Origin of the sequence: Microcoleus sp. Pol7_B2 (assembly GCF_036701035.1) — a bacterium.
Classification (GTDB): domain Bacteria; phylum Cyanobacteriota; class Cyanobacteriia; order Cyanobacteriales; family Microcoleaceae; genus Microcoleus.
In genome coordinates this window covers 71,695-94,255 of sequence record NZ_JAUBQB010000017.1, presented here as the reverse complement: position 1 = coordinate 94,255, position 22,561 = coordinate 71,695, and the positions used below count along the sequence as shown (strand labels likewise).

Sequence of the window (22,561 nt, the reverse complement as noted above, 5' to 3'; positions counted from 1 at the left end):
CCTGGCACATCTCTTGATGAAGTTATTCGTGCTTATTGTGCAGAAAGAGTGTCTCATACTTATTTGAAATGACTATATATCTGAGCTCTTGGACCATTCTCAAGAACGGGCATCCTGCCCGTTCATAAAATGCCTTATTGAAAATGGTGCAATATCTCATCTCAATTAGCTCCGATTTGACAAGGGTGAACCCAACCAATCACCAGAACCACCGCCGTTTTGCTGGCCAGGTTAACTCGCAGACTGTCCCCTTCGGTTGATTCGGGTAGCGCCGAAATGCTCCGCCTAACTGTTTGGCTAAGTTCTTTGCAAGCTGGGTTCCTAATCCTGAAGGTTGAAGTTTAGGGTTTGGATCTTCGGTTATTTCCCTGTCTCGCTCCATTGCAGCCAAGCTAAGCGTTTGTGACTGAGACGGTTTCCCCCTACCATTATCCGCCACCCGAATCACCTGCCGATCGCCTTCTTGAGTGCAAATTACAGTCAAGCGAGTGGCTTCGATCGCGTGTTTGCCGACATTGCAGAGCGCTTCTTCCAGAAAGCGGCAGAGTGCTCGCTTGTGTTCCAACCGCAGATGCGAGGTGTTCAAGGGATCGAACTGCACTATTTTGAATTTGATCGTTTTGAGGTAGGGCAATTCTTGTTCGAGGGAGTTGGAATAGACTTTGTAGAGCAATTCATGTAATGGAGCCTGCAGGGCCAATTCGATCGCACTTCCCATGCGGAGATGCGGTTCATCCGCGATCGCGTCTCGTTGCACAGAGCCGTAAACTGCGCGCAATTCTTGATTCAAGCGTTGCAACTCCGGTAGAAATAACGGCGGTGTGGCTTGTTCTTGAGCAGTTCTCAAAATCCCAACCAATGTTTGTAACGGGCCGCTATGAATTGCATTAAAGGTCTGCTCGATCGCAAACTGACGTTCCTCCAACCGCAGTCGGAGTTCCTGTTCGTGGCGATAAAATAACGCTGCCATCAAGCCAGCCCCATTCAACACCAGCACCAACAACACAGGCACGATCGGCACCCACCATCCCAAAAGAATGAGCCAGTAACAGAGCGCGATCGAGCTGACACTGGCGACTAAGAGTCCCAACAAAATTTTCCAGGGCGATCGCAAAAACCGCCCCAAACTTATCCCCAAAAGTCCCCATCCCACAATCCAGAGATATTCCCATGCGTCTGCCCAAACCCGAAGCAACGATCGGCGATCGAGCACCGCACTAACGATCTGGCTAGTGGCGTGCGCCTGGATTTCGACTCCGTAAATCCGTCCCGGATTGATGCCAACGATCGCACCTGAACTTGCCAAATCCTTCGCGCTAAAAGACATCATCCCAATCAACACAATTTTGCCTCGAATCCAATCCGGGTTGACCTTTCCCGATTTGATTTGCGAGAGAGAAAGCACGCGAAACGGCATTTTCCCGCTGCGAACATTCAGCAAAATCTGGTTGCCGCCTGCATCCGCCCCCACATATCCGCCAGAGTTTGATTGCACTCTGGTCAATTCAATGCTGTCAAAGCGCATCGCGTCCCGATCGCGAATTCCATTGCCCAACTTAATTCCTTGGGCTGCTAAATAGCGTTCTGCCAGCCGGATCGCCAACGAAAAACGGTATTCCTGCTGGGAGTTGTGAGCGCCCAACAAACTGCGGCGCTGGTAGCCATCCGCATCGAGAACGGCATCTGCAAAGCCAACCTGTTCCGATCGCAGCGCGGGCGGAGGTGCGACGGTAAAGCCACTGCGATCGGGCAGGGCAATCTCCACTCCAATCGTATTCTTGCTGCTGCGAAACACCGATGTTAGTTCAGCATTACCCGGCTCAACCGGAATATCGCGTACAATATCCAGCCCGATCGCGATCGGTTGATACGTCTCCAAAGATTTGACAAGTTCGGCAATTTCACGATCGGGAATCGGATAAGTTTTGGCGCGTTGAATATCTTCCTCGGTGATACTTACGATTACAATCCTTTCATCCATTGGCTCAGGGGGACGCAGCAGCAGAAATCGATCGAACGTCACCAACTCCAAAAACTGAAGCGCACCGGTGAATCGAGCCATCATCACAGCGACAATCACCATCACCCCTGGAAGCGCTCCTCGTCCCCAAGTCGTGACACCCGCTTTCACTGCTTGCCATCGATCGCGCTTCACTAATCAATCAATCCTTGTTCCCTAGCTCGCACTTCCGTTTGAATCCGCAGATTCTTATCATCATCAGGATACACCTCTAGCACATCTCGAATCTTAGTCCAGTAATGCTGCACAGTGCGTTCAGAAACATTCATCCGTTTGGCGATCGCAGTATCCTGTAAGCTCTCTTGAAAAGCAAATTGCAACACCTGCATCCAGGCGGGTTTGAGTTGCAGCCCGTTGCGGATCTCTCTGGGTGTATAAATCCGCTCGTGCAGCGCCCAATCAACCATTGCCAGCAAGTCTTTCATCGGCTGGCTCTTATCGACAACTGTGAAGCCGCCCATGTGATTGTCGATCGACGGTTTCAGCCAAACTAAAGTCCGAACATGGGCACTCTGCACCACAATATTCAGACTCGGATACTGCTCCATCAACGTTTTGAGGAGTTGAAGCCCTGAATTCGCTTGAGCTGTTTCGCCGCTCGTCTCTGGCATCACCAGATCCACAATCACCAAATCCGGGGTCGTCTGCGCTATTTGCTGAAGGGCTGCCTGAGCAGTCGGAGCCGTTAGAATGTCTGCCTCTGGATATTCTTGCTTCAGAATGTTAAGCGTGCCACCTAACACCATCGCATGGTCATCCACAACTAAAAATGTTCGTTTCTCCGGTTGAGGTAAAGTCTGGGGCATAATTTATTCGTTGCCACACAACATCGTCAGTTTAGGTAATCCGTCCACCCATTTTAGATTGGGAGTTTACGATTTTCGATTTGTGACCTAGTTGAAACTAGGGGTTTTAAACCGCTGAAATTCTCATTCAAAATCCCAAATCTAAAATTGTCTCTGTCATCTTCTTACAATAGAGGAATTACCTGGCTCCCGTCCTGCATCTGTCCTCCAACTGGGGTTGTGGATGTGCGCAACGAGAATTGCGCTAAAGCGCAGTTCTATTATAATCTAGGTGTCGCAGCAGGAAAAAGGATGATTTTATGGTAGCAGAAGGTTCGTATCAAGCCAGTACGTACAATCTGGAACTTGACGCAGAAATCCAGCGGTTAAAAGGTCAAGTTCTCCTCAGTTGGGAAAAGGAGGCGCGCAATTTAACTTGGTTCGGTTTAGCTGACGGGATGAATGTTTTGGAAGCGGGTAGCGGGCCGGGATTTTTCACTGAAAAACTGTTAGAATTGCTGCCAAACAGTGCCGTAACAGCGGTAGAACTTGACCCGGTACTGCACGAAAAAGCAGTAGCATATTTGCAGGACAAAGGGGGCGATCGAGTAAATCGCATTCAAGCATCGGTGGCGGATACTGGTTTGGATGATAACACGTTTGACTTTGCGATCGCCCGTTTGCTGTTCGTTCACCTCCCAGAGCCCGTCGCAGCAGCTAGAGAAATATTCCGCATCTTGAAACCGGGTGGCAAACTGGTGATTATTGATAGCGACGCGGATTTGTTTTGGCTGACAAATCCACCTTGGTCAGTCGAGATTGTCAGGGAGAAATTCAAGCAGGTAATGGTATTGCGGGGCGGCAATTTATGTGTCGGGCGAAATCTGTGCCGCATTCTCAAAGAAGCTGGGTTTGGTAGCGTTAATTTAGAAGCGGTTGTCAGCCACAGCGATTTAATTGGAATTGAAGCGTTTGAACCTTTGCTAGACTCCGGACCCATTTTGCAAATGGTCAAACAAGGGTTGATTTCCGAGTCGGAAATAGAAAGCTATCTGGTTTCGCGGGATGAGTTTGTAGCTGCAGGCGATCGATCGATGATGAGTTTTTGGTTGATGGCGTGCGGGGAAAAAAACGAATAAAATTAAGACAATTTTTTTCACCAAACATTGATATTCTGCCGCCGCAAAACCTCTATCACGCTCGCTAAATGTTGACCTAACAAAGCCAACTTATCTTACAGTAAAACACGAAAAATTTCCGAATAAATTCTCCCCTCACAATTAGGTTAAAGCTGCACGTATAACTCTAGAATCGTATCATATCAAATCCGGTAGCATCGTGGGGCTTCAAATCTAGTCAACAGTCAAAAATCACGAACGGTGCAACCGGATTTGAGATAGTTCATCTGGGTTTATCTGTGTTGATCTGCCCTCATCTGCGGTTTTAAAAAGAGAATTTCTTAACGGCAGATGACAAGGGATTGAGGCTAATTCACGAAGAAGTCGAGAAGAGAAACAGGAATAATTCCGATTCTAAAAGATTTCATATAAAAGCTATAAATTTTCATATTTTTGAGCTTAGTAACTTTACACCTACCAGTATAACAAATCCTTGGAGCCGATCGCGCAAAGGTTGTTTGTGAGAGCCAATGGTTGTCTGTAACATTTTAGCTTAACCAATCAAGCCGTTAGCGAAGCCCTCCTAGACGATCGCACTTTTTACCAACTCCTCAGCATTCAACCCACTGCCCGAACCCCATTAAGAAACTCCGTCCGTGCCTCAATCCTTGAAGACATTAAAACGCAGCGTACCAACAATTCTAAATCCAATTCCGGCAGCCACTCACTTCTTGAAACTTGCTCATAATTAGCCTCGCGTAGCCCATAAACAGAAAGCCGATTATTTTCCCAAAACCAAACTTCTGGAATGCGAAGTCGCAGATATTTAGCTAGTTTATTGGTGCTACCGCTAGTCATCGTTACCTCCACGGCTAGATCGGGATGCTCTTTTCTTGAACCTATATAATAAGACTCGTCTGGTTCAAATGATACATCTCTTGCCCGGTCTCTGCGAGTCGCACTATCTACAGGAATATATTCAATTCCCATTTCACAAAAGTAGAGTTGTAGCAAAAAATTAAGAATACAACTGATTGTCTCATGTGCTTCGCCCAGTGTCATAAACTCGATCCACCCATCAAGATAAGTTATCCGCAAACCAGAAGAGTCGGCCATCAAAGATTCGATCGCCTCAAATTGCTCCCAAGTATAATAACCGGGGAGAATCAATCGCTGTTCTGCAAGCGTACCTATTTCTTCTAAAATTTTTGCTGTCATAGGTATCACAATCCTACTTGAATATTACTAGCCCCTACCCAGCACAAACCAGGCAGGGGCACTCACTCACATTCTAACTTAATGAACTAGCTCGATCGCCCTTTTAGTCAACGCCTCAGCAGTCAACCCATTAAACGCCATCAACTGACCAGCACTAGCAGTAGTTTCCCCCCGCTTCCAAGCGAAAGTATCCCGCTTGCAATTGCTGCGGAGCATCACAGGTTCCAACATCCCAGAAGCACCGCCTGTCACGCCAATCAAGGCATCTCCGCCAAACAATTCAGCAAATTTCTCATCGCTCAAAAAGCCGCCGTCAGCTTCCGAACAAGTATCCCAAGCAACATCGCTAGCACGATACAAACGCCGAGGATTCACAACAGAAACAATCCGCACTCCAATCCCTTCTGTTTCCAAAAATGCCGCCGCTTCAAACACTGGCATTAACGTCATGTCGCCGACAACTGCAAACACCACTTTCTTGCTCCCCCCTTGATTGTGGGGAGCTTGGGGGGAATCGACTTCGTGCAGCACTATTGCACCGTCTTGCAAAGCTTGGCGAGTCTGTTCAAAAGTAGTGCGAATTGGCAGCGGCGACTTGCTCGCAGTAATCACAACTCCCTTATTTTTAGCAGTCAAAGCCCACTCGTAACAAGCTTGAATGCTGTTAGCATCCGGTGGAAACAAAGGAAACACATTTCCGTTCCGCATCATCGCCGCAAAATAAGCCTCAATTTCCGGCCGCTGGTGCGTCCAACCGTTGCGGCCTTGTTCCAATGCACCCGCTGTAAATAAGGTGACAGTTGCCGGAGTTGGACGGCGCAATTCTGCCATTGCTTGGGTTACAGTTTGCCAAATTGGTAAACCGTTGATGGCAAAAGATTCGTAGGAACACCACAAACTCCGCGCTCCAAATAGCGATAAACCTACGGCTAAACCAGCGCAAGCATCTTCGCTCAAAGGTTCGTAAACTTGGCCGTTTGGCGATTGATTGTACAAGTCATCTGTCGTCGGGTGAATAATTTTGAGGGCTTGGTTGATATTGGCAATTGCCGATGCTTCATTGCCGTCAGCATTAGTGACAAGAAAATTACGATCGCGCTCGCCCACTTTCCCTACCAAAACCCCCATTGCTGTTGTCGAAATCTTCGGTTCTCCCCCAACGGCAAATTCTTCCAAAGGCAATTCGCCTAAATCTGCCAGCGGCAATGTAAACTCAGTAACAACTGTTTTAGCCGCCGGTCCGCCGCCCGCACGCTCGCAATTGGTCCGCACCAACTCCCAAGCAGCAGCAGTCAAAGCGCGCTCTTTTAAAGCACTGATAATGTGCGGAGCATCTAGCGTATCTTTTGGATAAAGGTTGTGAGATTTTGCTCCGCGCGCGTGGACGCCGGCACCTTTCAACTGTTTGATAATAAATACAGTTAATTTGCCGCCGAGAGCAGATTTTGCCGCTTTGTCAACTCCTTGTAAAACAGCTTTGGTAAATTCCATGCGCTGCTCGAGCGAAAAAGCAGTGCTGTCAACATAATCTTCCGGTTGATTTTTATCGTCAAATTCCTTAGCATCAACTAAGATAACTTCTTCAAAACCGTTGCCTTGCCAATAAGCAATCATTTCAGCATTAGTTTTAGTCGAAACCATGCTGTGATGTTCCTGAGAATAGCCGTTCCAAACCAACACAGGCAAAAAGTTAGTAACGCTGGGATAAGCAGTGTGGAAATGCCCCATGCTGCTCATCGGATAGGGTTCGCCCATGCCGCCGTCGCCTATTGTGAAAGCAAACAGTTTTTCGCGGTGCAAAAGCGCTCCAGCCATTGCAAAATGCTGCCCTTGTCCGAGGGGGCCGGCCGGTGCTAAAAGGCCGGGAATGAAACCGGAAAGATGTCCTAACAAACCGTCTTTTTCTCGGAATTTATCGCGCACTTGCTGCACGTTGAAAATTCCCATATCCTCCAAAGAGCGATCGAGAAACATGGCACTGTAAAAGCCGGGGGCGTGATGGCCGACTTCGGTGACAATGTTTTTGTGTCCCAGCATCACCAAAGCGGCATAAGCCTCAGCTTGGCTAGCAAAACCCCCCGGATGTCCCGATGCCTTGCTGGCGGTAACTTGCAGCGTCAGGTAGCGCAGGGCGTCTGCTCCCAGCATCGTTTGAAAGACGGCGACGGGATCGGCAGGATCGGCGATCGACTTGCTCCCCTCGGCGATCGCAGGTGCTTTCCCATAAGTCTCAAAACCAGGGAGTGTTTCCGAAAAATACTGAATGCCTTCGCAAAAAGCGGGCGTTGTTGACGTTGCCTGCGGGGTAGTTGCTGTCATGCTTGATACCTAAAAAATTTGAATTCGATTAATGTAAGAGTAATTTTATAGCTTCCGTGTTCCAAAAAATCATGAGTTCTATTATGTCAGTGATAAATAAGTAAAATATCTCCATTTTTAAGCTAATAAGTAGTTATTTGAGAACCCCGACTTATTAAAAAAGTCGGGGCTCTGTGTTTACTCATTACTAATCCATCTCAAATCCCAAATCTAAAATTGTTCCAGCCGTTCCCGGACATCGATATAAAGCGCAGTACCGCTTTCAGAAAGAGAAGGCACAGCCTTTTGATTCCCCAGCCAAACAAAAAAACTGCTAAGTGCAGGAGTCGGGTCTTGATCGCGGCGCAGCGTGTAGATCAAACCTTCGCAAGGCCCATTAACGCGGCTAGTCGTGCAAATCGCTTTCTGGTTATTTACAATACCCACCGTGACATAATTTAGCTGTTTATTTCGGTTATAATTTTCAAGGCGCTGAGTCACTTGTTGGCAGCGAGTTAGAGGATCGTAGCCAGAACTAGAAAAGAAATTAGAATTCCAGCGAATCCAAGGCTCCCTGAACCCTTGCGGGTTTTGATACACAGTCACCGGCTCGCCCGTCGAGGTATCGCAGACAAATCCTCCATAACCCCGATTCGGTTGGTTTTGACCAGAGTCGCTGGTGATAGAAAGATTGCTGAGAATATCAAAGCCGTTATGCTTATTTTGTGATAGCAACTCCCTAAAAGCATCGATCGGGACTGCCGCGTTCAACCCCGTTTTTATCTCCTCAATCTGACCGTTCCACTGGCTCCTAATTGTGCCAACAGTATCCCCCTGGCCGTGAATTCCTATTACCCTGCCATCAGCATCAAATACAGGCCCGCCGCTCATCCCGCGCCTGGTTACAGCTTGGTAGCGCAGACGATACCCCGATGAGGCGCTGCCCAAGCGAGAAGAGATGATACCAGCAGTAAACTCAAGTTTTCGTTCAAATCCCGAAATTGGCAGCGGATAGCCAGAAACGTAAATAGCAGAACCGACAACAGCACGTTCTGACTCGCCCATTGGTGCTACGGGATACTGTTCTCGGCTCTGAAACTGTATCAAAGCCAAGTCTATATCCCTGTCATTTTTCGGGAGTCGCTGTATTCTAATCGCAGCATAATCCTTCTCCAAATGAGTGCGAATGCTGTATTTTTGAGCGAGGCTTGCCACCACATGATTAGCTGTCAGAACCGTGTAAATATTACCCTGTTTGGCAATAATTACTCCCGATCCACTAGCCAAAAAACCCAGCGTATTGTTGACTTCCACAGTGGTCAACGTCGCTAGCTGGGCAATTTCTTCTGCTGTTTTGGCACAGGCAGCATATTGTTGGCTGACAACCGCCGTCACTGTTAATGCACCTGTCAAGATGATTGTCAGCGCGTCAAACCGCAAACTCCACACATTCATCGATAACTCCCTAGATGAAACGAGGCAAACTGCAAATATATACTAATCGGAATTACCCAACAGGATTTAACCATTTTCTGCTTTGTAAAACTTACCTAAACTTGTCTAAAATCGTTTTTAGACACAATCCGAGTTCACTTCCTACGCTGTTGGGTAGACGGCTAATCCCAAGATAAGTAGGCTATCCCCCTCAAGCCGAGGGTTCCCAGTTTAAAATATTTAAACTCGCATTCAAATCACGATCTAAAGATATGCCACAAGCAGGACAGTCAAAAGTCCGAACGCTTAGTGGCATATCTTTTTTATTGCCACAATTAGAACAGGTTTTAGAGCTAGGGAACCATTGATCGACTAGCACTAAAGTTGCTCCATACATTTTGCACTTGTAATCAAGTTGGCGCTTGAATTCGTAAAATCCTAGATCGGATATTGCCCCTGCCAGTTTGTGATTCGCCATCATGCCTTTAACGTTTAAGTCTTCCATCAAAATTCGCTTAAATTTTTTGGCTAAATAAGTTGTTAACTTGTGAATAAAATCTAAACGAATACGAGCTATCCGCGCGTGAAGTCGGCTAATTTTATTGTAGGTTTGGCGCTGGTTTTGGAAGCCTCTTACCTGTTTTGATGCTTGGCGCTGTAAGGTAGCAAGTTTGGTTTTCGCTTGCTTTAACGGCTTTGGTGCATCAAAGACCTGCTGATTTGACAGGGTGGCCGCATATTTAATGCCTACATCAATTCCTACAGAGCTTTCAGGTTGTCGAACTGGTAAACGTTCGGCGTCAACACAGAAGGAAACAAACCAATGACTTCCTTCTTTTGAAATTGTAAAAGTTTGAGACACGTAACCGCATTCTAGGGCTTCGTCTAACGGAAAAGTTCCCAAGGTAGGAATCTTTATAGTGTTGCCAGCGCTTAGTAGAACTTTTCCGTTAGACGAATCGACTGTAAAAGATTGACCGTCTCGGCGACTAGCGAATCTTGGATGACCTGCTTTCCCAGAGCGATACCGACTAAACGCATCTTCTAGATCGATTAACGCATTTTGGTAAACTCGACTAGACAACTGGTTCATCCAGCCGAATTCAGGCTTTTTCTTGACGTAGTTGGTGAGAACTTTTTTGACTTCGTTGATTACCTCCGAGTCTGTAAATTTCCCCTCACTATACATTTGAGTTCGCAGGCTTAATCCAAAATTAAATACTACACGCCGGAATCCTGCGTGTCTTGCCATCAAAGTCGCTTCGTTGTTATTCAATTTTAGCGCTCGTTTAACGGCAAACATAGAACTTCCTCAAGGGCGATTAAGTATGGAAAAGTTTAGCGAACTATTTGGCACTTAAGTCTTGCTCCAATAATTCCGCTGTTGGTTCACTTCCATCTTCAAAAGCATAGACGCCAAAAGTTGGATCTCGATACTTGCCCCTACCGTTAATCCCAAGCAAGAAACCTTTGGCATTAAAAATCGGGCCGCCACTCATACCGATTTTAACCTCATTTGTATAGCCCAATATAACCTTGAGGCAAAGATTTGGGCAGCAGCACCGAAACGAAGCCCGCGTCACCGCCAAAGCCCCAACTCAGCAGCCGCAGGAAAGCCGACTGCCAACACTGGCTCAGACACCGCTCCGGGTTCAATGGTGAATAGTGCTATTTTATACTCGCTCGCGCTGCGAAACTGAACGATCCCCAGATCGCTATTGCCCAGCCGCCTCCGAACTCCTAGCAGTGGGTGGAGGAAACCGTCGTCGGTGACCATTTTCCGATCGCCACAACGTGCCAGTTAGTCAGCACCGTATAGGTTTAGCCCTGCTACTGGGACGGTCGTCCCAGAACCAGAAGATATTCCCGTCGGGATGCGTACCGCTGTTTGACGCGCCAACTTTTCGACCTCAATCCTTGGAATTAGTGATGGGATGGAAAATTTGCCAATCTTTAAGGCTGTCCGAACGGTGGGGAAAAGGGGGCAGTTGCGCCTCATCGGCAGTGTTTTCCCCTAGCTTTTCGCTGACATCAATGTAAGGAATTTTACTGGTTTCATCAAAAGACGGCATCCCGACATATCCTTGGCGCCAAGCCAACAAATTATACAAAGAGCCGATCGGGTCTTGGCCGGGTCTGAGGGTATAAATCAAATTTTGACACAACCCATTGACTTGATTCGCCGTGCAGATGACGTTCTGGCCGTTCATCTGACCTGCAGTAATGTACTTAAGCATTCGTCGGCGGCGATAGGTTTCTAGGCGTTGACTCACTAATTGACACCGAGTTGCCGGATCGTACCCAGAACCGGAGAAATAATCGGAAGTCCACTCAATCCAAGGCTCTACGGCACCTTGAGCGTTTTGGTACACCGTCACCGGCGCACCGGTCGAGGTACTGCACCAAAATCCACTTTCCCCCTCTGCTCGCCGACCGTAACTCGGTTGAGAAGCAACCGTCAGGCCGGTGAGGGCGATCGCTGTTGCCACCAAAACTTTTGTCAATAATTGCTGTTTCATGATTTTTTCACTGTGTTTTATGAGATTCGGCACAAAAATCACCGAATGCTGCGATAACACCCTTGACACGCCTGTTCGTTACAGATCCGCGGACTGGGGAATTATGTGATTCGCGACTTGACCAGAAACCAGTTTTTTTTACGAAAACACTTCGTTGCAGCCCTTATGCCTGGTTAAAAAACCCGGTTTTTTTGCTCTTGATGCGTAAGTTTTGATATTGTTCGCGATTTGCACGTTCGCTCTAACCGCGATTTCGGCGCTGTTAAAAAAGCGCTCCGAAGCCGAGCTTAAAATGCGCGCGCAAGTCGGAATTCTGTCCTCATTACTACTAATCAAACTCAGGCTTTTACCAACCGGAAAGAGGCTTTTCACCTCAGAGCTTGGAAGGGATCGAGTTGCAACGGTACATCACACCACTGACAAGGTATTTGATATCACTTACGAGCTGGGTCGCGAGCTTGATCTGCTGAGACAGGTATCCTGCTGGGTTACATCCATGAGGGGTAAAACCCCTCTTACCTGATCTAACACTAAAACCCAGGTATTAACAAGAACTCTTAACTTGTTTTCATCTCCGTACTGCGGGAAATACTTCTAAGTGAGTGTAATCAGGGTCTAAGTGCTTTCTACCACCAAAATTCACCCTCCATACACTGACGTTTAGTAGAGTATTAAAAACTATGAACCCTATCTGCAAACAGTTAGGATATTTAGGCGTTTGGTTAATTTTGATAGGCGGTAGCAGTTGTTCTAGCTCAGATGCAGCTACCTCAACCGAAAACCAGAGGGAACTCTCAGCAAGCGCCCCTCAGTTCCAACACCTACAGCTAACGGGAAATCAAATTGAGGCTCGATCGAGCCAATTAACGCAGCCTTCTAACTCTGTTGCCTCAGTTTTAGGCAGTGCTGCCCTCTCAGAAAATACTGCCACCGTTACGGTTTATAAGGTAGATAATTTGTGTCAAACTCTGAAGCCGGAAACAGTTACAGGCCCAGAGAACCAGTTAATGTCGTCGGCGCTTAATGAAGTGTTAAAGCAGCAGATTTTCGATAGTCTTGGTTTGGCTGGTTATCGCCTCAAGATCGATCGCGACCTCGGAATAGCTACCGTGGATCTGCGAGCCTCCGGAAATTCGCGGCAGAAATTGCAAAATCTGTCGAGTTGTCAGATGTTAGGTTTGTTCGGGGGCGTGCGCCAAACTTTAACCAGTTATGCTCCTTGGCAAATCAAAACTGTGCGTTTTACAGAGCTTGGAGAGGACATTTTGAACACGGTTAAAGAATAAGCTATTAAAATTATGGGAGATGGGACTGACGCACTTCTCCCCTTAAAAAAAACGGTTGGGAGGGATTGAATAAACCTTCAAACCCTTTGAGGTTTTTTGATGCTGCTAAGTCCTGTGACCAAAACCCCGGTAATTCCTATGACACTACCTGACGGCCCCAAAAGCCCCCGCTTCGTGCAGCTAATTCAATGGATTGGCGATCCGCTGACATACCTGGATCTATGTGCCAAAAAGTACGGGGAGATTTTCACGACTCGATGGAACAACCTCAAACCATTCGTGATGATCCACAACCCGCAAGCCATCCAGGAAATGTTCAACAGCAAAGCTTTTGACGCTCCAGGCGAGATCAACGGTATTCTTAAACCCTTGCTGGGAGAACAATCCATGATTGTACTCTCTGGAGAAAAGCACAAACGCGATCGGCAATTATTAATGCCACCTTTTCATGGGGAACGGATGCGGAATTACGGCCAACTAATTTGCGATATCTCTGCTGATGTCGCTAGCAAGTGGTCGGTCGATCGACCTTTTGTGGCCCGCAGCGCCATGCAGGAAGTCACCATGCGGGTAATCTTGCAGGCTGTCTTCGGTCTGGATGACGGGCCACGGTTGCAGCAACTTTCCCCGCTGCTGGCTGCGATTATCGATACGATCGGCTCTCCTTTTCGATCGAGTATGCTGTTTCTAGGCTGGATGCAGCAAGATTGGGGGCCCTGGAGTCCTTGGGGACGGATGAAACAGCAGCAGCGGAAAATTAACGAACTGATGGACGGCGAAATTGCAGAACGCAGACTGCAACCTGATGCCAACCGCACCGACATTCTCAGCTTAATGATGGCCGCGCGCGACGAAAACGGGCAACCAATGACCAATGAAGAATTGCGGGACGAGTTGATGACGCTGCTGTTTGCAGGCCACGAAACCACAGCAACTGCCCTAGCTTGGGCATTTTACTGGATTCACAGTTTGCCCTCAGTGCGCCAAAAGCTGCTGCAAGAATTGGACAGTTTGGGGGAAAATATCGACCCGATGGAGCTTTCCCGCTTGCCTTATCTGAGTGCAGTTTGTCAGGAGACGCTGCGAATTTACCCGGTGGGAATGCTGACGTTTCCGCGAGTGGTACGATCGCCCGTGGAACTGATGGGACATCTACTCGAACCGGGTACGGTTGTTTTCGGCTCGATTTATTTGACCCACAGACGGGAGGATTTGTATCCAGAACCGCTGCAATTTAAACCGGAACGGTTTTTGGAGAGGCAATTCTCGCCTTACGAGTATTTGCCCTTTGGAGGCGGCAGCCGCCGCTGTATCGGCTTGGCGCTGGCGCAGTTGGAGATGAAACTCGTGCTGGCAACCATTTTGCGGGATTTCGACCTAGTATTGGTCGAGAAAAAGCCCGTACAGGCCAAACGCCGAGGGGTGACTTTAGGGCCTGCAGGCGGCGTGCGGATGGCTCTGCTGGGGCGGCGGATGCCACGGCAGAAGCCTGAACCTGTTCTGAGTGGGGTTTAAAATCGCAGCGGTGGCAGCGGGCGATCGAACTTTCAGCTTTGAGTGCAAACAATTTAGGGAGAATGTGTGATCGTCGGCAAATGCCACCATTTTTTGTAGCACCCGCTACAGATAAATAGCTATAATCCTTAACCTGTAAGCCTCCCCCTCTCAATTTTCAAATTCTCAGTCTAAAATGATAGGAACCTTGCAAACCCAGCCTGAAAGCAAAAGTGGGTGATTGCAATAGTCCTCTTGATATCTCAAAAGCCTCCCTGCCATACTTTAAAAACATATGCATACCCTGTTATTCAGCAAGGTCGGAAGCGTGTTGGCATTGCCAGCAATCTTCCGGCCTCTTTATTTTTTGGGCTACTTCAGGCATGGGGTACAAGATGCAGAAGGCAAGGCAAAAATATAAATTCTCCCCCTGTCCCCATCTGCCCCTCTCCCCAATCTAGAGCTTCTGCCTCTAATTCCAATAGAATCCGACAGCAAGTTTAAGGAATCACTAAGGAATAATTAATAACTTGTTAAATCAGCTCCTTTTGCCCTTCTCTCAATCTTCTGTTTTCAGAAATTCCGATACCGAGACAGACTTCGGGAGACTATCCAGATCTTGAATTTCGCTTTCGTGGGCAAAAAACTCGACTTCTTTGTCGTCAATCTGAATCTGATAGCTAGCGGTAGCTGTCACAACCCGTCGCTTTTTTTTGTCTTCTATTAAAACCCAACACACGACAGGTCTTACCCATCTCTCAACGTGCTGGCTTTGCTTCGTACTCCCAAAGGCATACCAGCCTTTAGCTTCAATAATTTGAAGCACTTTAAAATCGTTATGTGCCATATATTTCTATCGCGTTAACTTCAGTATTCTTCTTAGATAGAACGGCTAGCTTGCTAAGCAGGGCAAAGGTTTGACAATCCCAAGCCGCACTAGATAACCTGATTTTTAGTCAGGAGAAGCGGGTTGGCAGGGTCTTGTCTGCGTTGTTGCCTGCTAAATGTAGTGCGAGCTTTTTGTACTCTCCCACAATTACCGTAAAGTATCTATACCGCATCCTCAAAAATTATTCTCGCATTAGCCTCAACAGCAGCCAACTCGACCTTAGCTAGCTGCATCTAAGTGGATGCCAACAGCTTCTAACGCCTGGTTGGTGAGAGCGATCGGCATACAATCTTGTTAAGAGTTTTTGCTGCAATCAACTATCATCTTTACCCGATGGGGTAAAAATTAACTAGAGGTTGTCGCTTTCAATTCTAAGCCTCGGCGCGCCTAATTCCTAATTAATTGTATGGTGTAGTTGATAATTGCCAAACCGTCGATCGCACTAAACTACCGTGTCTGACTCTTCGATTACCATCACCGTTAAACTGTTCGCCGCCTTCGGTGAAGCCTACGGCGTTTCGGAACTTACATTAGAACTTCCTCCCGAAACCCCAGTGTCTCAAGTGCTCGAAAGCTCGATCGCCCAATATCCTCAATTAGAACAGTGGCGCGATCGCACCCGCTTCGGCCTCAACCTGGAATTCGTCTCCCCCGACACCCTCCTCCAAGACGGCGACGAAGTTGTACTCATCCCCCCCGTCAGCGGCGGGTAGGCTAAGTTGGTTAATCTGAAATGTTGCACCATTCTCAATAAGCTTTTTATGAACAGGCTTTTCGGCCTGTTCCACAAGAGATGAATTTTATTGTGGAACAGGCCGAAAAGCCTGTTCTTGAGAATGGTGCAACATCTCAGTTAATCAAAAATTCGAGGTTTTGTAGTTGTGTTCGATCGCACGACTGCCCAATTGTTCGCCCAAAAAAGATTTATTAAGTTTTGTAACAATTCCGTCGGCAAATCATCCTTGAGATCGATCGGGTTCGCGTGCGGGCCTGACAATCTGGATTCCCAGCCCGAGCCTGAAAACAAGTCAAATCCTTGTGGGGTGGGCGTCCCGCCCGCCCAAATATCAAAGTTAAATACACCACTGTTTAAATAAAAAATCAATCCCGACTAAAAAAATCGGGTATGGTTGACGCACTAATTTGAGCGTGGTATTCTGCGAAAAGAATTAACAAACATCGCAAAACTAGAGAGTTGAGCTATGACCCAGGCGACCAGAACCCAATCCACAGCAGCAACCTTCACAGCCCTTAAATGTAAAGAATGCGGTGAAGAGTACGAACTCCAAGCCAAGCACGTCTGCGATTGCTGTTTTGGCCCGCTTGAAGTCAAGTACGACTACGACGCCATCCGCCGCACCGTCACTCGCCAAACCATCGAAGCCGGCCCCAACTCGATCTGGCGCTACCGCGCATTTTTACCAGTCGCTACAGATAACGTCATCGATGTCGGCACTGGGATGACTCCTCTATTAAAATCCCACCGCTTGGCGCGCCGCCTCGGTCTAAAAAATCTTTATATTAAAAACGATGCCGTCAATATGCCCACTCTCAGCTTTAAAGACAGAGTGGTGTCAGTCGCCCTCAGCAGAGCGAGAGAATTGGGTTTCACAACGGTATCCTGTGCCAGCACCGGCAATTTAGCTAACTCTACGGCTGCGATCGCCGCCCACGCCGGACTCGACTGCGTAGTCTTCATCCCCTCAGACTTAGAAGCAGGCAAAGTCCTCGGCACTCTGATTTACAATCCAACTGTCATGGCAGTTCACGGCAACTACGACCAAGTTAACCGTCTCTGTTGCGAAGTCGCCAATACACATGGCTGGGGATTTGTCAATATCAACTTGCGTCCCTACTATTCCGAAGGCTCAAAAACCCTCGGTTACGAAGTTGCCGAACAACTAGGCTGGCAATTGCCCGATCACATCGTCGCTCCCCTCGCCTCCGGCTCTTTGTTCACAAAAATTTACAAAGGCTTTAATGAATTCATCGAAGTCGGTTTAGTTGATGAAAAGAAAGTACGGTTCAGCGGTGCCCAAGCTGACGGCTGTTCCCCCATCGCCCAAGCATTCCGCGAAAACCGTGATTTCGTCAAACCGGTGAAACCGAATACAATTGCTAAGTCGATCGCGATCGGGAATCCAGCCGACGGTATGTACGCCTTGGAAATCGCTCGCAAAACCAACGGCAACATTGAATCCGTCAGCGACACCGAAATCATCGAAGGCATGAAACTGCTCGCAGAAACTGAAGGCATATTCACAGAAACCGCAGGCGGCACGACAATCGCAGTCTTGAAGAAACTCGTAGAAGCAGGTAAAATCAATCCCGATGAAACCACCGTCGCTTACATTACCGGCAACGGTTTGAAAACGCAAGAAGCAGTTCAAGGCTACATCGGCGAACCCATCACCCTCGAACCGAAACTAGAAGCGTTCGAGCGCGCCCTAGAACGCGCCCGCACGCTCGAACGCTTAGAATGGCAACAAGTTTCGGTTTAACAGCTATTAGTCAGTAGTCGGTAGTCATTAGTCATTGGTTGTTAAGCTGTTGACTGATGATTACTGACTGATTACTGATGACTAATGACTGAGGACTAATAACTAATAAATGACTACTGACTAAGGACTAAAAAAATGACCGTCAAAGTTTTAATTCCCACTCCCCTGCAAAAATTTACCAACAATCAAGCCACCATCGAATGCGCCGGCGATAACATTTCCGAACTAATTGAATCGCTGGAAACAAATTGTCCCGGCATCAAAAAAAGCCTGTGCGACGAAAAGGGAGAACCCCGCAGATTTCTCAACTTCTACGTCAACAGCGAAGACATCCGCTTTTTGGATGGCTCAAAAACAGCCCTCCAAGATGGCGATGAAGTCAGCATTGTTCCTGCTGTTGCTGGTGGCTGATGAATTTTTAACCGCAAATTGAGGCAGACGAACGCAAATGAACGCAGATAGTTATTTAAATCTATCTGCGTTCATTTGCGTTTATTTACGGTTAAAAAACTACTCCTTCGCTAACCGAGAAAATCCTACAAATCCCGGATTTGGTAAGTAGCTGTCATGCGGTGTAATCTTTCCAATACAACCGGAATTCAAATCAGGAGTTACGTCGATCTATACTGACATTTTTTGAGGTAGATCTACTTTTGAAATCAAATCTAGGTTTGTAGTTGCCCTTGGGTGCCCAAGGGCAACTACAAACCTAAAACTTATTTCTTTGTTCGCAGTACGTCCGAGAATTATCGCCCTAAGAAGCTGCCCTTGCAGCAGTCCGGGGACGGCGCCGGCCCGTCACCTGATTGGCAGGAGATGGCGATGATGGCGATGATGGCGATGATGGCGATGATGGCGATGATAATAGCTTAGGTGCTTCCAGGGAACCCGGAGATACTGGTGCTTTTTCTGATCGCACGGCTTCTTCTGGAATTTGCATCAGGAATACCAGCAGCGGATTGCTTTGAAGTTCCCGGCGCATCACTCGCTGAATAGCCTTTTCTATTTGCGTTTGAACTCCTACCCAGTCAACATCAACTTGTGAGTCAGCAGTGGCGGGTTTGACAAATTCTGACCAGCGATCGCTCAAAACTGTTTCAATGGTTTGAGTGATTAATTTGATCACCTCCGCGCGATCGGCTGAGGTCACTACACCTTTCAAGTGAACTTCTGGTTTGGCAACTAATTTCCCTTCCCAATTCAAAGCCGCCGCTACAGTTACAACGCCATCTCCGGCCAACTGCTGACGCTCCTTGAGGACGCTGGCTTTGACAACACCCGATCGAGAAGCATCTACTAATTCAATTCCTGAAGGCACTTGACCAGCGACTCGCATTGAATTTTCAGTTAATTCTACGACATCGCCGTTATCAATAACCACCATATTGCTAGCAGGAATGCCCATGCTTTGAGCCGTCTTGGAGTGCTGGATCAGCATCCGGTGTTCCCCGTGTACTGGCAAGAAGAACTTGGGACGAGTCATGTTAATCATTAACTTTTGGTCTTCTTGACAGCCGTGGCCGGAAACGTGAATGCCTTTGTCGCGGCCGTAAACCACGTGTGCTCCCAGCATCATCAGTTTATCGATCGTGTTTACCACTGCGATCGTATTTCCCGGAATCGGATTAGCTGAGAAAATGACTGTATCGCCCTTTCTGATTTTCAGTTCGTGATGTTCGCCGTTAGCAATGCGAGTCATCGCCGCCATCGGTTCGCCTTGGGAACCTGTAGTCAAAATTAAAACCTTGTCTTCAGCCAAATTGCGGATTTCTTTCAGCGGTTTGAAAATACTATCTTCGCATTTGATGTAGCCGAGATTGCGGCAGTGAGCGATGACGTTAAGCATCGACCGGCCAACCACTCCGACATACCTATTGTTTTTCTTAGCCAAGTCCAAAACAATTTGCAATCGGTGTACCGACGAAGCAAAAGTCGTCAGCATTACCCGTCCGGGTGCTTGAGCGATAATTCTGTCTAAATTCGGCGCCACAGAACTTTCCGAAGCGGTAAAACCGGGAACTTCCGAGTTAGTAGAATCGCTGATCAAGCACAGCACGCCTTTCTCACCGTACTCCGCTAGCTTTTGCAAATCAAAATGCTCGCCGTCTACAGGAGTGTGGTCAATTTTAAAGTCGCCGGTGTGGATCACAATTCCGACGGGAGTGTGAATTGCCACAGTAAAACTGTCGGCCATCGAGTGAGTGTTGCGGATGTATTCGACTAAGAAATTCTTGCCAATTCTTACAGTATCCCTGGGTCGAACCGTTCTCAATTCAGTGCGGTGAGACACTCCCGCTTCTTCCAATTTTCCGGCTAGCAAAGCCATCGCCAAACGGGGGCCGTAAATGACCGGAATTTCAAATTGTTTGAGGTGGTAAGGAATTCCCCCGATGTGATCTTCGTGACCGTGAGTCACGATCATACCTTTAATTTTGTGGCTGTTTTCCCGCAGGTAAGTCATGTCTGGGAGGACAATATTTACCCCGTGCATTCCATCTGTCGGGAACGCTAAACCGGCATCTAAAAGAATAATTTCGTCGCCGTACTCGAACACACAAGTGTTTTTACCGATTTCGTGCAGCCCGCCGAGGGGAATTACTTTTAGAGCAGATGCAGTTGTATTTTTGATCATGCGTATCCTTTGTTAGTTATTTTTGTTATTGGTCTGTGGTCTGTGGTCTGTCGTCTTTCGTCTTTTGTCTACTGTTCGTTGGTAGGGCGATATTTTTCCAAATATTTATGGAAAACTCCCTGGCGGGTTTTACTATCCCGTACAGTCAGTTGTCTTTGGCCTTCATTCTTCTATCTTCAGTCTTTAATCCTTGACTGTTAGCTACTTACTAACACTTAATTACTAATGACTGATGACTAAGAACTAATGACTGATAACAACCAATATTCAGTTGTCTGAAAACTCGTTCTCGCTCGTCTTGCTAGCTGATACTGCTGCTAGCTGACTCAGTACGTCCTTTAACTTTTGAGTTACCTCAACGGGCGGAGCGCACAGGGGCGGACGGGTGGAGCCTACATCCCAGCCTTGAAGTTTGAGAGCTGTCTTGACGGGAATGGGATTTGTGGTGAGAAAAAGAGCTTTAAACAGGTCAAAAAGTTGCAAGTGAATCTGGGTAGCGACTTGAACTTGACCCGCCTCGAAAGCTTTGATCATCTGTTGCAGTTGCTCTCCTACCAGATGGCTGGCTACGCTAACTACACCAGATCCTCCTACCGCCAACATTGGCAAAGTTAGGGAATCATCTCCAGAATAGATGGCAAATTCAGGGGATGTCAAGCACCGAATTTGACTTGTTTGATCCAAGTTGCCACTTGCTTCTTTTACGGCCACAATGTTGGGGATTTCTGCCAATCGAGCCACCGTCTCCGGCAACATATTCTGACCAGTGCGACCGGGGATGTTATATAACATTATAGGCAATTCAGGAGCAGATTGCGCGATCGCCCGAAAATGATTATATAAACCTTCTTGCGGGGGTTTGTTGTAATAGGGAACCACCTGCAAACAACCATCTAACCCGAGTTTAGCTGCTTTTTGGGTAGCTGCGACTGCTTCTGAAGTAGAATTCGATCCGGCTCCTGCGATTACCAACGCCTTACCGACCACCGCCTTTTGTACCACCTGAAATAATTCGTACTCTTCATCCCAGGTCATAGTGGGAGACTCGCCTGTAGTGCCGCACACTACCAAGCTATCTGTACCGCGATCGGCTAAATGAACTGCCAATTGTTCTGCTACCGCATAGTTAACGCTGCCGTCTTCCTTAAACGGCGTAATCATTGCAGTCAGAACCCGTCCAAACTTTACCACACTTTCTCCGATTTTAGACTGTTGATTTTTGATTTTAAATTTTTGATTTCAGATGAAAGGTTTATCTAAAATCCCCAATTTGAATTTCCCAATTGCCAGGGTTCCCCCTAATTAGAAGCCGCCGCCACTTGGGTTCGCAACAAATTTTTTTCTACCAGCAACTCAGCTATCTGCACCGCATTTAAAGCCGCCCCTTTGCGGATTTGATCGCCCGACAGCCACATCTCCAACCCGCAGGGGTGAGAAATATCTTGACGAATCCTGCCCACTAACACCTCATCCTTACCGCTGGCTTCTGCGGGCATCGGGAAATAATTAGCTTGCCAGTCTTCTACCAGCTTAACCCCGCTTGCCTGCTTTAAGATTTCCCGGGCCTCGCTCGCGCTAAAAGGCTCTGCAAACTCTAGATTAATCGCTTCCGAATGAGCCCGCAGTACGGGAACCCGCACACAAGTTGCCGTAATTTTAATCTCGTCCGTACCAAATATCTTCCGAGTTTCGTTTACCATTTTCATCTCTTCTTCACAATACCCCAAATCATTAATCGGGGTGTTGTGCGGAAACAAATTAAATGCTAAGGGGTAGGGAAATATATCTGTTTTGGGCGTTTCACCCTCCAAAATTGCTCTTGCTTGAGCTTTCATTTCCTCCATTGCCCTTGCCCCCGCCCCGCTGGCAGACTGGTAAGTCGCTACAACGATGCGCTGTATCGGCCTAACTTTGTGAAGTGGCCAAACGGCAACTGCCATCAAAATAGTCGTGCAGTTGGGATTAGCAATTATACCTCGGTGAGATGCTGCTGCTTGGGGATTGACTTCGGGAACCACTAGCGGTACCGTCGCATCCATGCGGAAAGCGCTAGAATTGTCAATTACCACTGCCCCGGCTGCCACCGCTTGCGGAGCCCATAACTTAGAAGTAGAGCCGCCGGCAGAGGCGAGTACCAAATCTACATTATCAAACGATCGCGCCGAAACTGCTTCGACCGGCAGCATCTCGCCGCCAAAAGGCAAAGTTGTGCCTGCTGAACGTTCCGAAGCCAGCAGCTTCAAGTTAGAAATCGGAAAACTCCGGCTGTGCAATAGTTCTAGCAACTCGGCACCGACTGCGCCGGTAGCTCCTAAAATGGCAACTCGATAGGATTGAGACAAATTAGTTCCCTCCAAAAAATAAAGC

19 protein-coding genes are annotated in these 22,561 nt (G+C 47.6%); 6 read left to right on the top strand and 13 right to left on the bottom strand.

The window, feature by feature from the left end:
• Window positions 1-199 precede the first annotated feature (199 nt).
• A complete protein-coding gene (locus QUA57_RS09695; protein ID WP_333060553.1) occupies window positions 200-2,155 on the bottom strand; it encodes a CHASE2 domain-containing protein in 1,956 nt (651 codons plus the stop codon).
• Window positions 2,155-2,826 (bottom strand): response regulator transcription factor, encoded by a 672-nt coding sequence (locus tag QUA57_RS09690; RefSeq protein WP_333043098.1) that lies wholly within the window; start codon window positions 2,824-2,826, stop codon window positions 2,155-2,157. The genes QUA57_RS09695 and QUA57_RS09690 overlap by 1 nt, the downstream gene beginning before the upstream one ends.
• A 299-nt stretch (window positions 2,827-3,125) precedes the next feature.
• On the opposite strand from QUA57_RS09690, the gene QUA57_RS09685 reads away from it, so the two are divergent.
• On the top strand, window positions 3,126-3,944 hold the full coding sequence (locus QUA57_RS09685; RefSeq protein WP_333060552.1) for a methyltransferase domain-containing protein: 819 nt from the start codon (window positions 3,126-3,128) through the stop codon (window positions 3,942-3,944).
• A 597-nt stretch (window positions 3,945-4,541) separates the two neighbouring features.
• Here QUA57_RS09685 and QUA57_RS09680 read toward each other — a convergent pair.
• The 7 genes from QUA57_RS09680 to QUA57_RS09650 form a co-directional block, all read right to left on the bottom strand.
• On the bottom strand, window positions 4,542-5,141 hold the full coding sequence (locus tag QUA57_RS09680) for a Uma2 family endonuclease (protein ID WP_333060551.1): 600 nt from the start codon (window positions 5,139-5,141) through the stop codon (window positions 4,542-4,544).
• Window positions 5,142-5,219: 78 nt separating this feature from the next.
• A complete protein-coding gene (locus QUA57_RS09675) occupies window positions 5,220-7,460 on the bottom strand; it encodes a phosphoketolase (RefSeq protein WP_333060550.1) in 2,241 nt (746 codons plus the stop codon).
• 210 nt (window positions 7,461-7,670) lie between these two features.
• Complete coding sequence (locus QUA57_RS09670; RefSeq protein WP_333060549.1) at window positions 7,671-8,894, bottom strand: COP23 domain-containing protein; 1,224 nt, start codon at window positions 8,892-8,894, stop codon at window positions 7,671-7,673.
• A gap of 190 nt (window positions 8,895-9,084) precedes the next feature.
• The gene (locus QUA57_RS09665) at window positions 9,085-10,176 is read right to left on the bottom strand and encodes a transposase (protein WP_333060548.1); all 1,092 of its coding nucleotides are present in this window, start codon (window positions 10,174-10,176) and stop codon (window positions 9,085-9,087) included.
• 43 nt (window positions 10,177-10,219) lie between these two features.
• Window positions 10,220-10,372, bottom strand: a complete 153-nt coding sequence (locus tag QUA57_RS09660; protein ID WP_333060547.1) for a hypothetical protein — start codon at window positions 10,370-10,372, stop codon at window positions 10,220-10,222.
• A gap of 80 nt (window positions 10,373-10,452) precedes the next feature.
• Window positions 10,453-10,650 carry a hypothetical protein gene (locus QUA57_RS09655; protein WP_333060546.1) on the bottom strand — a complete coding sequence of 66 codons (198 nt, stop codon included), beginning with the start codon at window positions 10,648-10,650 and terminating at the stop codon, window positions 10,453-10,455.
• A 133-nt stretch (window positions 10,651-10,783) separates the two neighbouring features.
• Complete coding sequence (locus tag QUA57_RS09650) at window positions 10,784-11,392, bottom strand: COP23 domain-containing protein (RefSeq protein ID WP_333060545.1); 609 nt, start codon at window positions 11,390-11,392, stop codon at window positions 10,784-10,786.
• Between the two features lie 680 nt (window positions 11,393-12,072).
• Here QUA57_RS09650 and QUA57_RS09645 point away from each other — a divergent pair.
• Together QUA57_RS09645 and QUA57_RS09640 are read left to right on the top strand one after the other, a co-directional pair.
• Complete coding sequence (locus QUA57_RS09645) at window positions 12,073-12,678, top strand: hypothetical protein (RefSeq protein ID WP_333060544.1); 606 nt, start codon at window positions 12,073-12,075, stop codon at window positions 12,676-12,678.
• Window positions 12,679-12,816: 138 nt separating this feature from the next.
• Complete coding sequence (locus tag QUA57_RS09640; protein WP_333060543.1) at window positions 12,817-14,193, top strand: cytochrome P450; 1,377 nt, start codon at window positions 12,817-12,819, stop codon at window positions 14,191-14,193.
• Between the two features lie 538 nt (window positions 14,194-14,731).
• Here QUA57_RS09640 and QUA57_RS09635 read toward each other — a convergent pair.
• Entirely contained in the window at window positions 14,732-15,019 is a 288-nt protein-coding gene (locus tag QUA57_RS09635; protein WP_333041628.1) for a hypothetical protein, read from the bottom strand.
• A gap of 494 nt (window positions 15,020-15,513) precedes the next feature.
• Here QUA57_RS09635 and QUA57_RS09630 point away from each other — a divergent pair, with 494 nt between their 5' ends.
• From QUA57_RS09630 to QUA57_RS09620, 3 genes are all read left to right on the top strand, one after another.
• Window positions 15,514-15,774, top strand: coding sequence for a MoaD/ThiS family protein (locus QUA57_RS09630; RefSeq protein ID WP_333060542.1), 261 nt, complete (start codon window positions 15,514-15,516; stop codon window positions 15,772-15,774).
• Between the two features lie 489 nt (window positions 15,775-16,263).
• Complete coding sequence (gene thrC / locus QUA57_RS09625) at window positions 16,264-17,562, top strand: threonine synthase (protein ID WP_333060541.1); 1,299 nt, start codon at window positions 16,264-16,266, stop codon at window positions 17,560-17,562.
• Window positions 17,563-17,697: 135 nt separating this feature from the next.
• Window positions 17,698-17,973 carry a MoaD/ThiS family protein gene (locus tag QUA57_RS09620; protein WP_006632924.1) on the top strand — a complete coding sequence of 92 codons (276 nt, stop codon included), beginning with the start codon at window positions 17,698-17,700 and terminating at the stop codon, window positions 17,971-17,973.
• Between the two features lie 343 nt (window positions 17,974-18,316).
• Here the strand turns inward: QUA57_RS09620 and QUA57_RS09615 are convergent, their stop codons facing one another.
• The 3 genes from QUA57_RS09615 to QUA57_RS09605 all read right to left on the bottom strand — a co-directional run bounded on the left by QUA57_RS09615 (window position 18,317) and on the right by QUA57_RS09605 (window position 22,536).
• Complete coding sequence (locus QUA57_RS09615; RefSeq protein ID WP_333060540.1) at window positions 18,317-20,194, bottom strand: ribonuclease J; 1,878 nt, start codon at window positions 20,192-20,194, stop codon at window positions 18,317-18,319.
• A 267-nt stretch (window positions 20,195-20,461) separates the two neighbouring features.
• Complete coding sequence (dapA, locus tag QUA57_RS09610; RefSeq protein WP_333060539.1) at window positions 20,462-21,385, bottom strand: 4-hydroxy-tetrahydrodipicolinate synthase; 924 nt, start codon at window positions 21,383-21,385, stop codon at window positions 20,462-20,464.
• A 107-nt stretch (window positions 21,386-21,492) separates the two neighbouring features.
• Window positions 21,493-22,536 (bottom strand): aspartate-semialdehyde dehydrogenase, encoded by a 1,044-nt coding sequence (locus QUA57_RS09605; protein WP_333060538.1) that lies wholly within the window; start codon window positions 22,534-22,536, stop codon window positions 21,493-21,495.
• Window positions 22,537-22,561 lie beyond the last annotated feature (25 nt).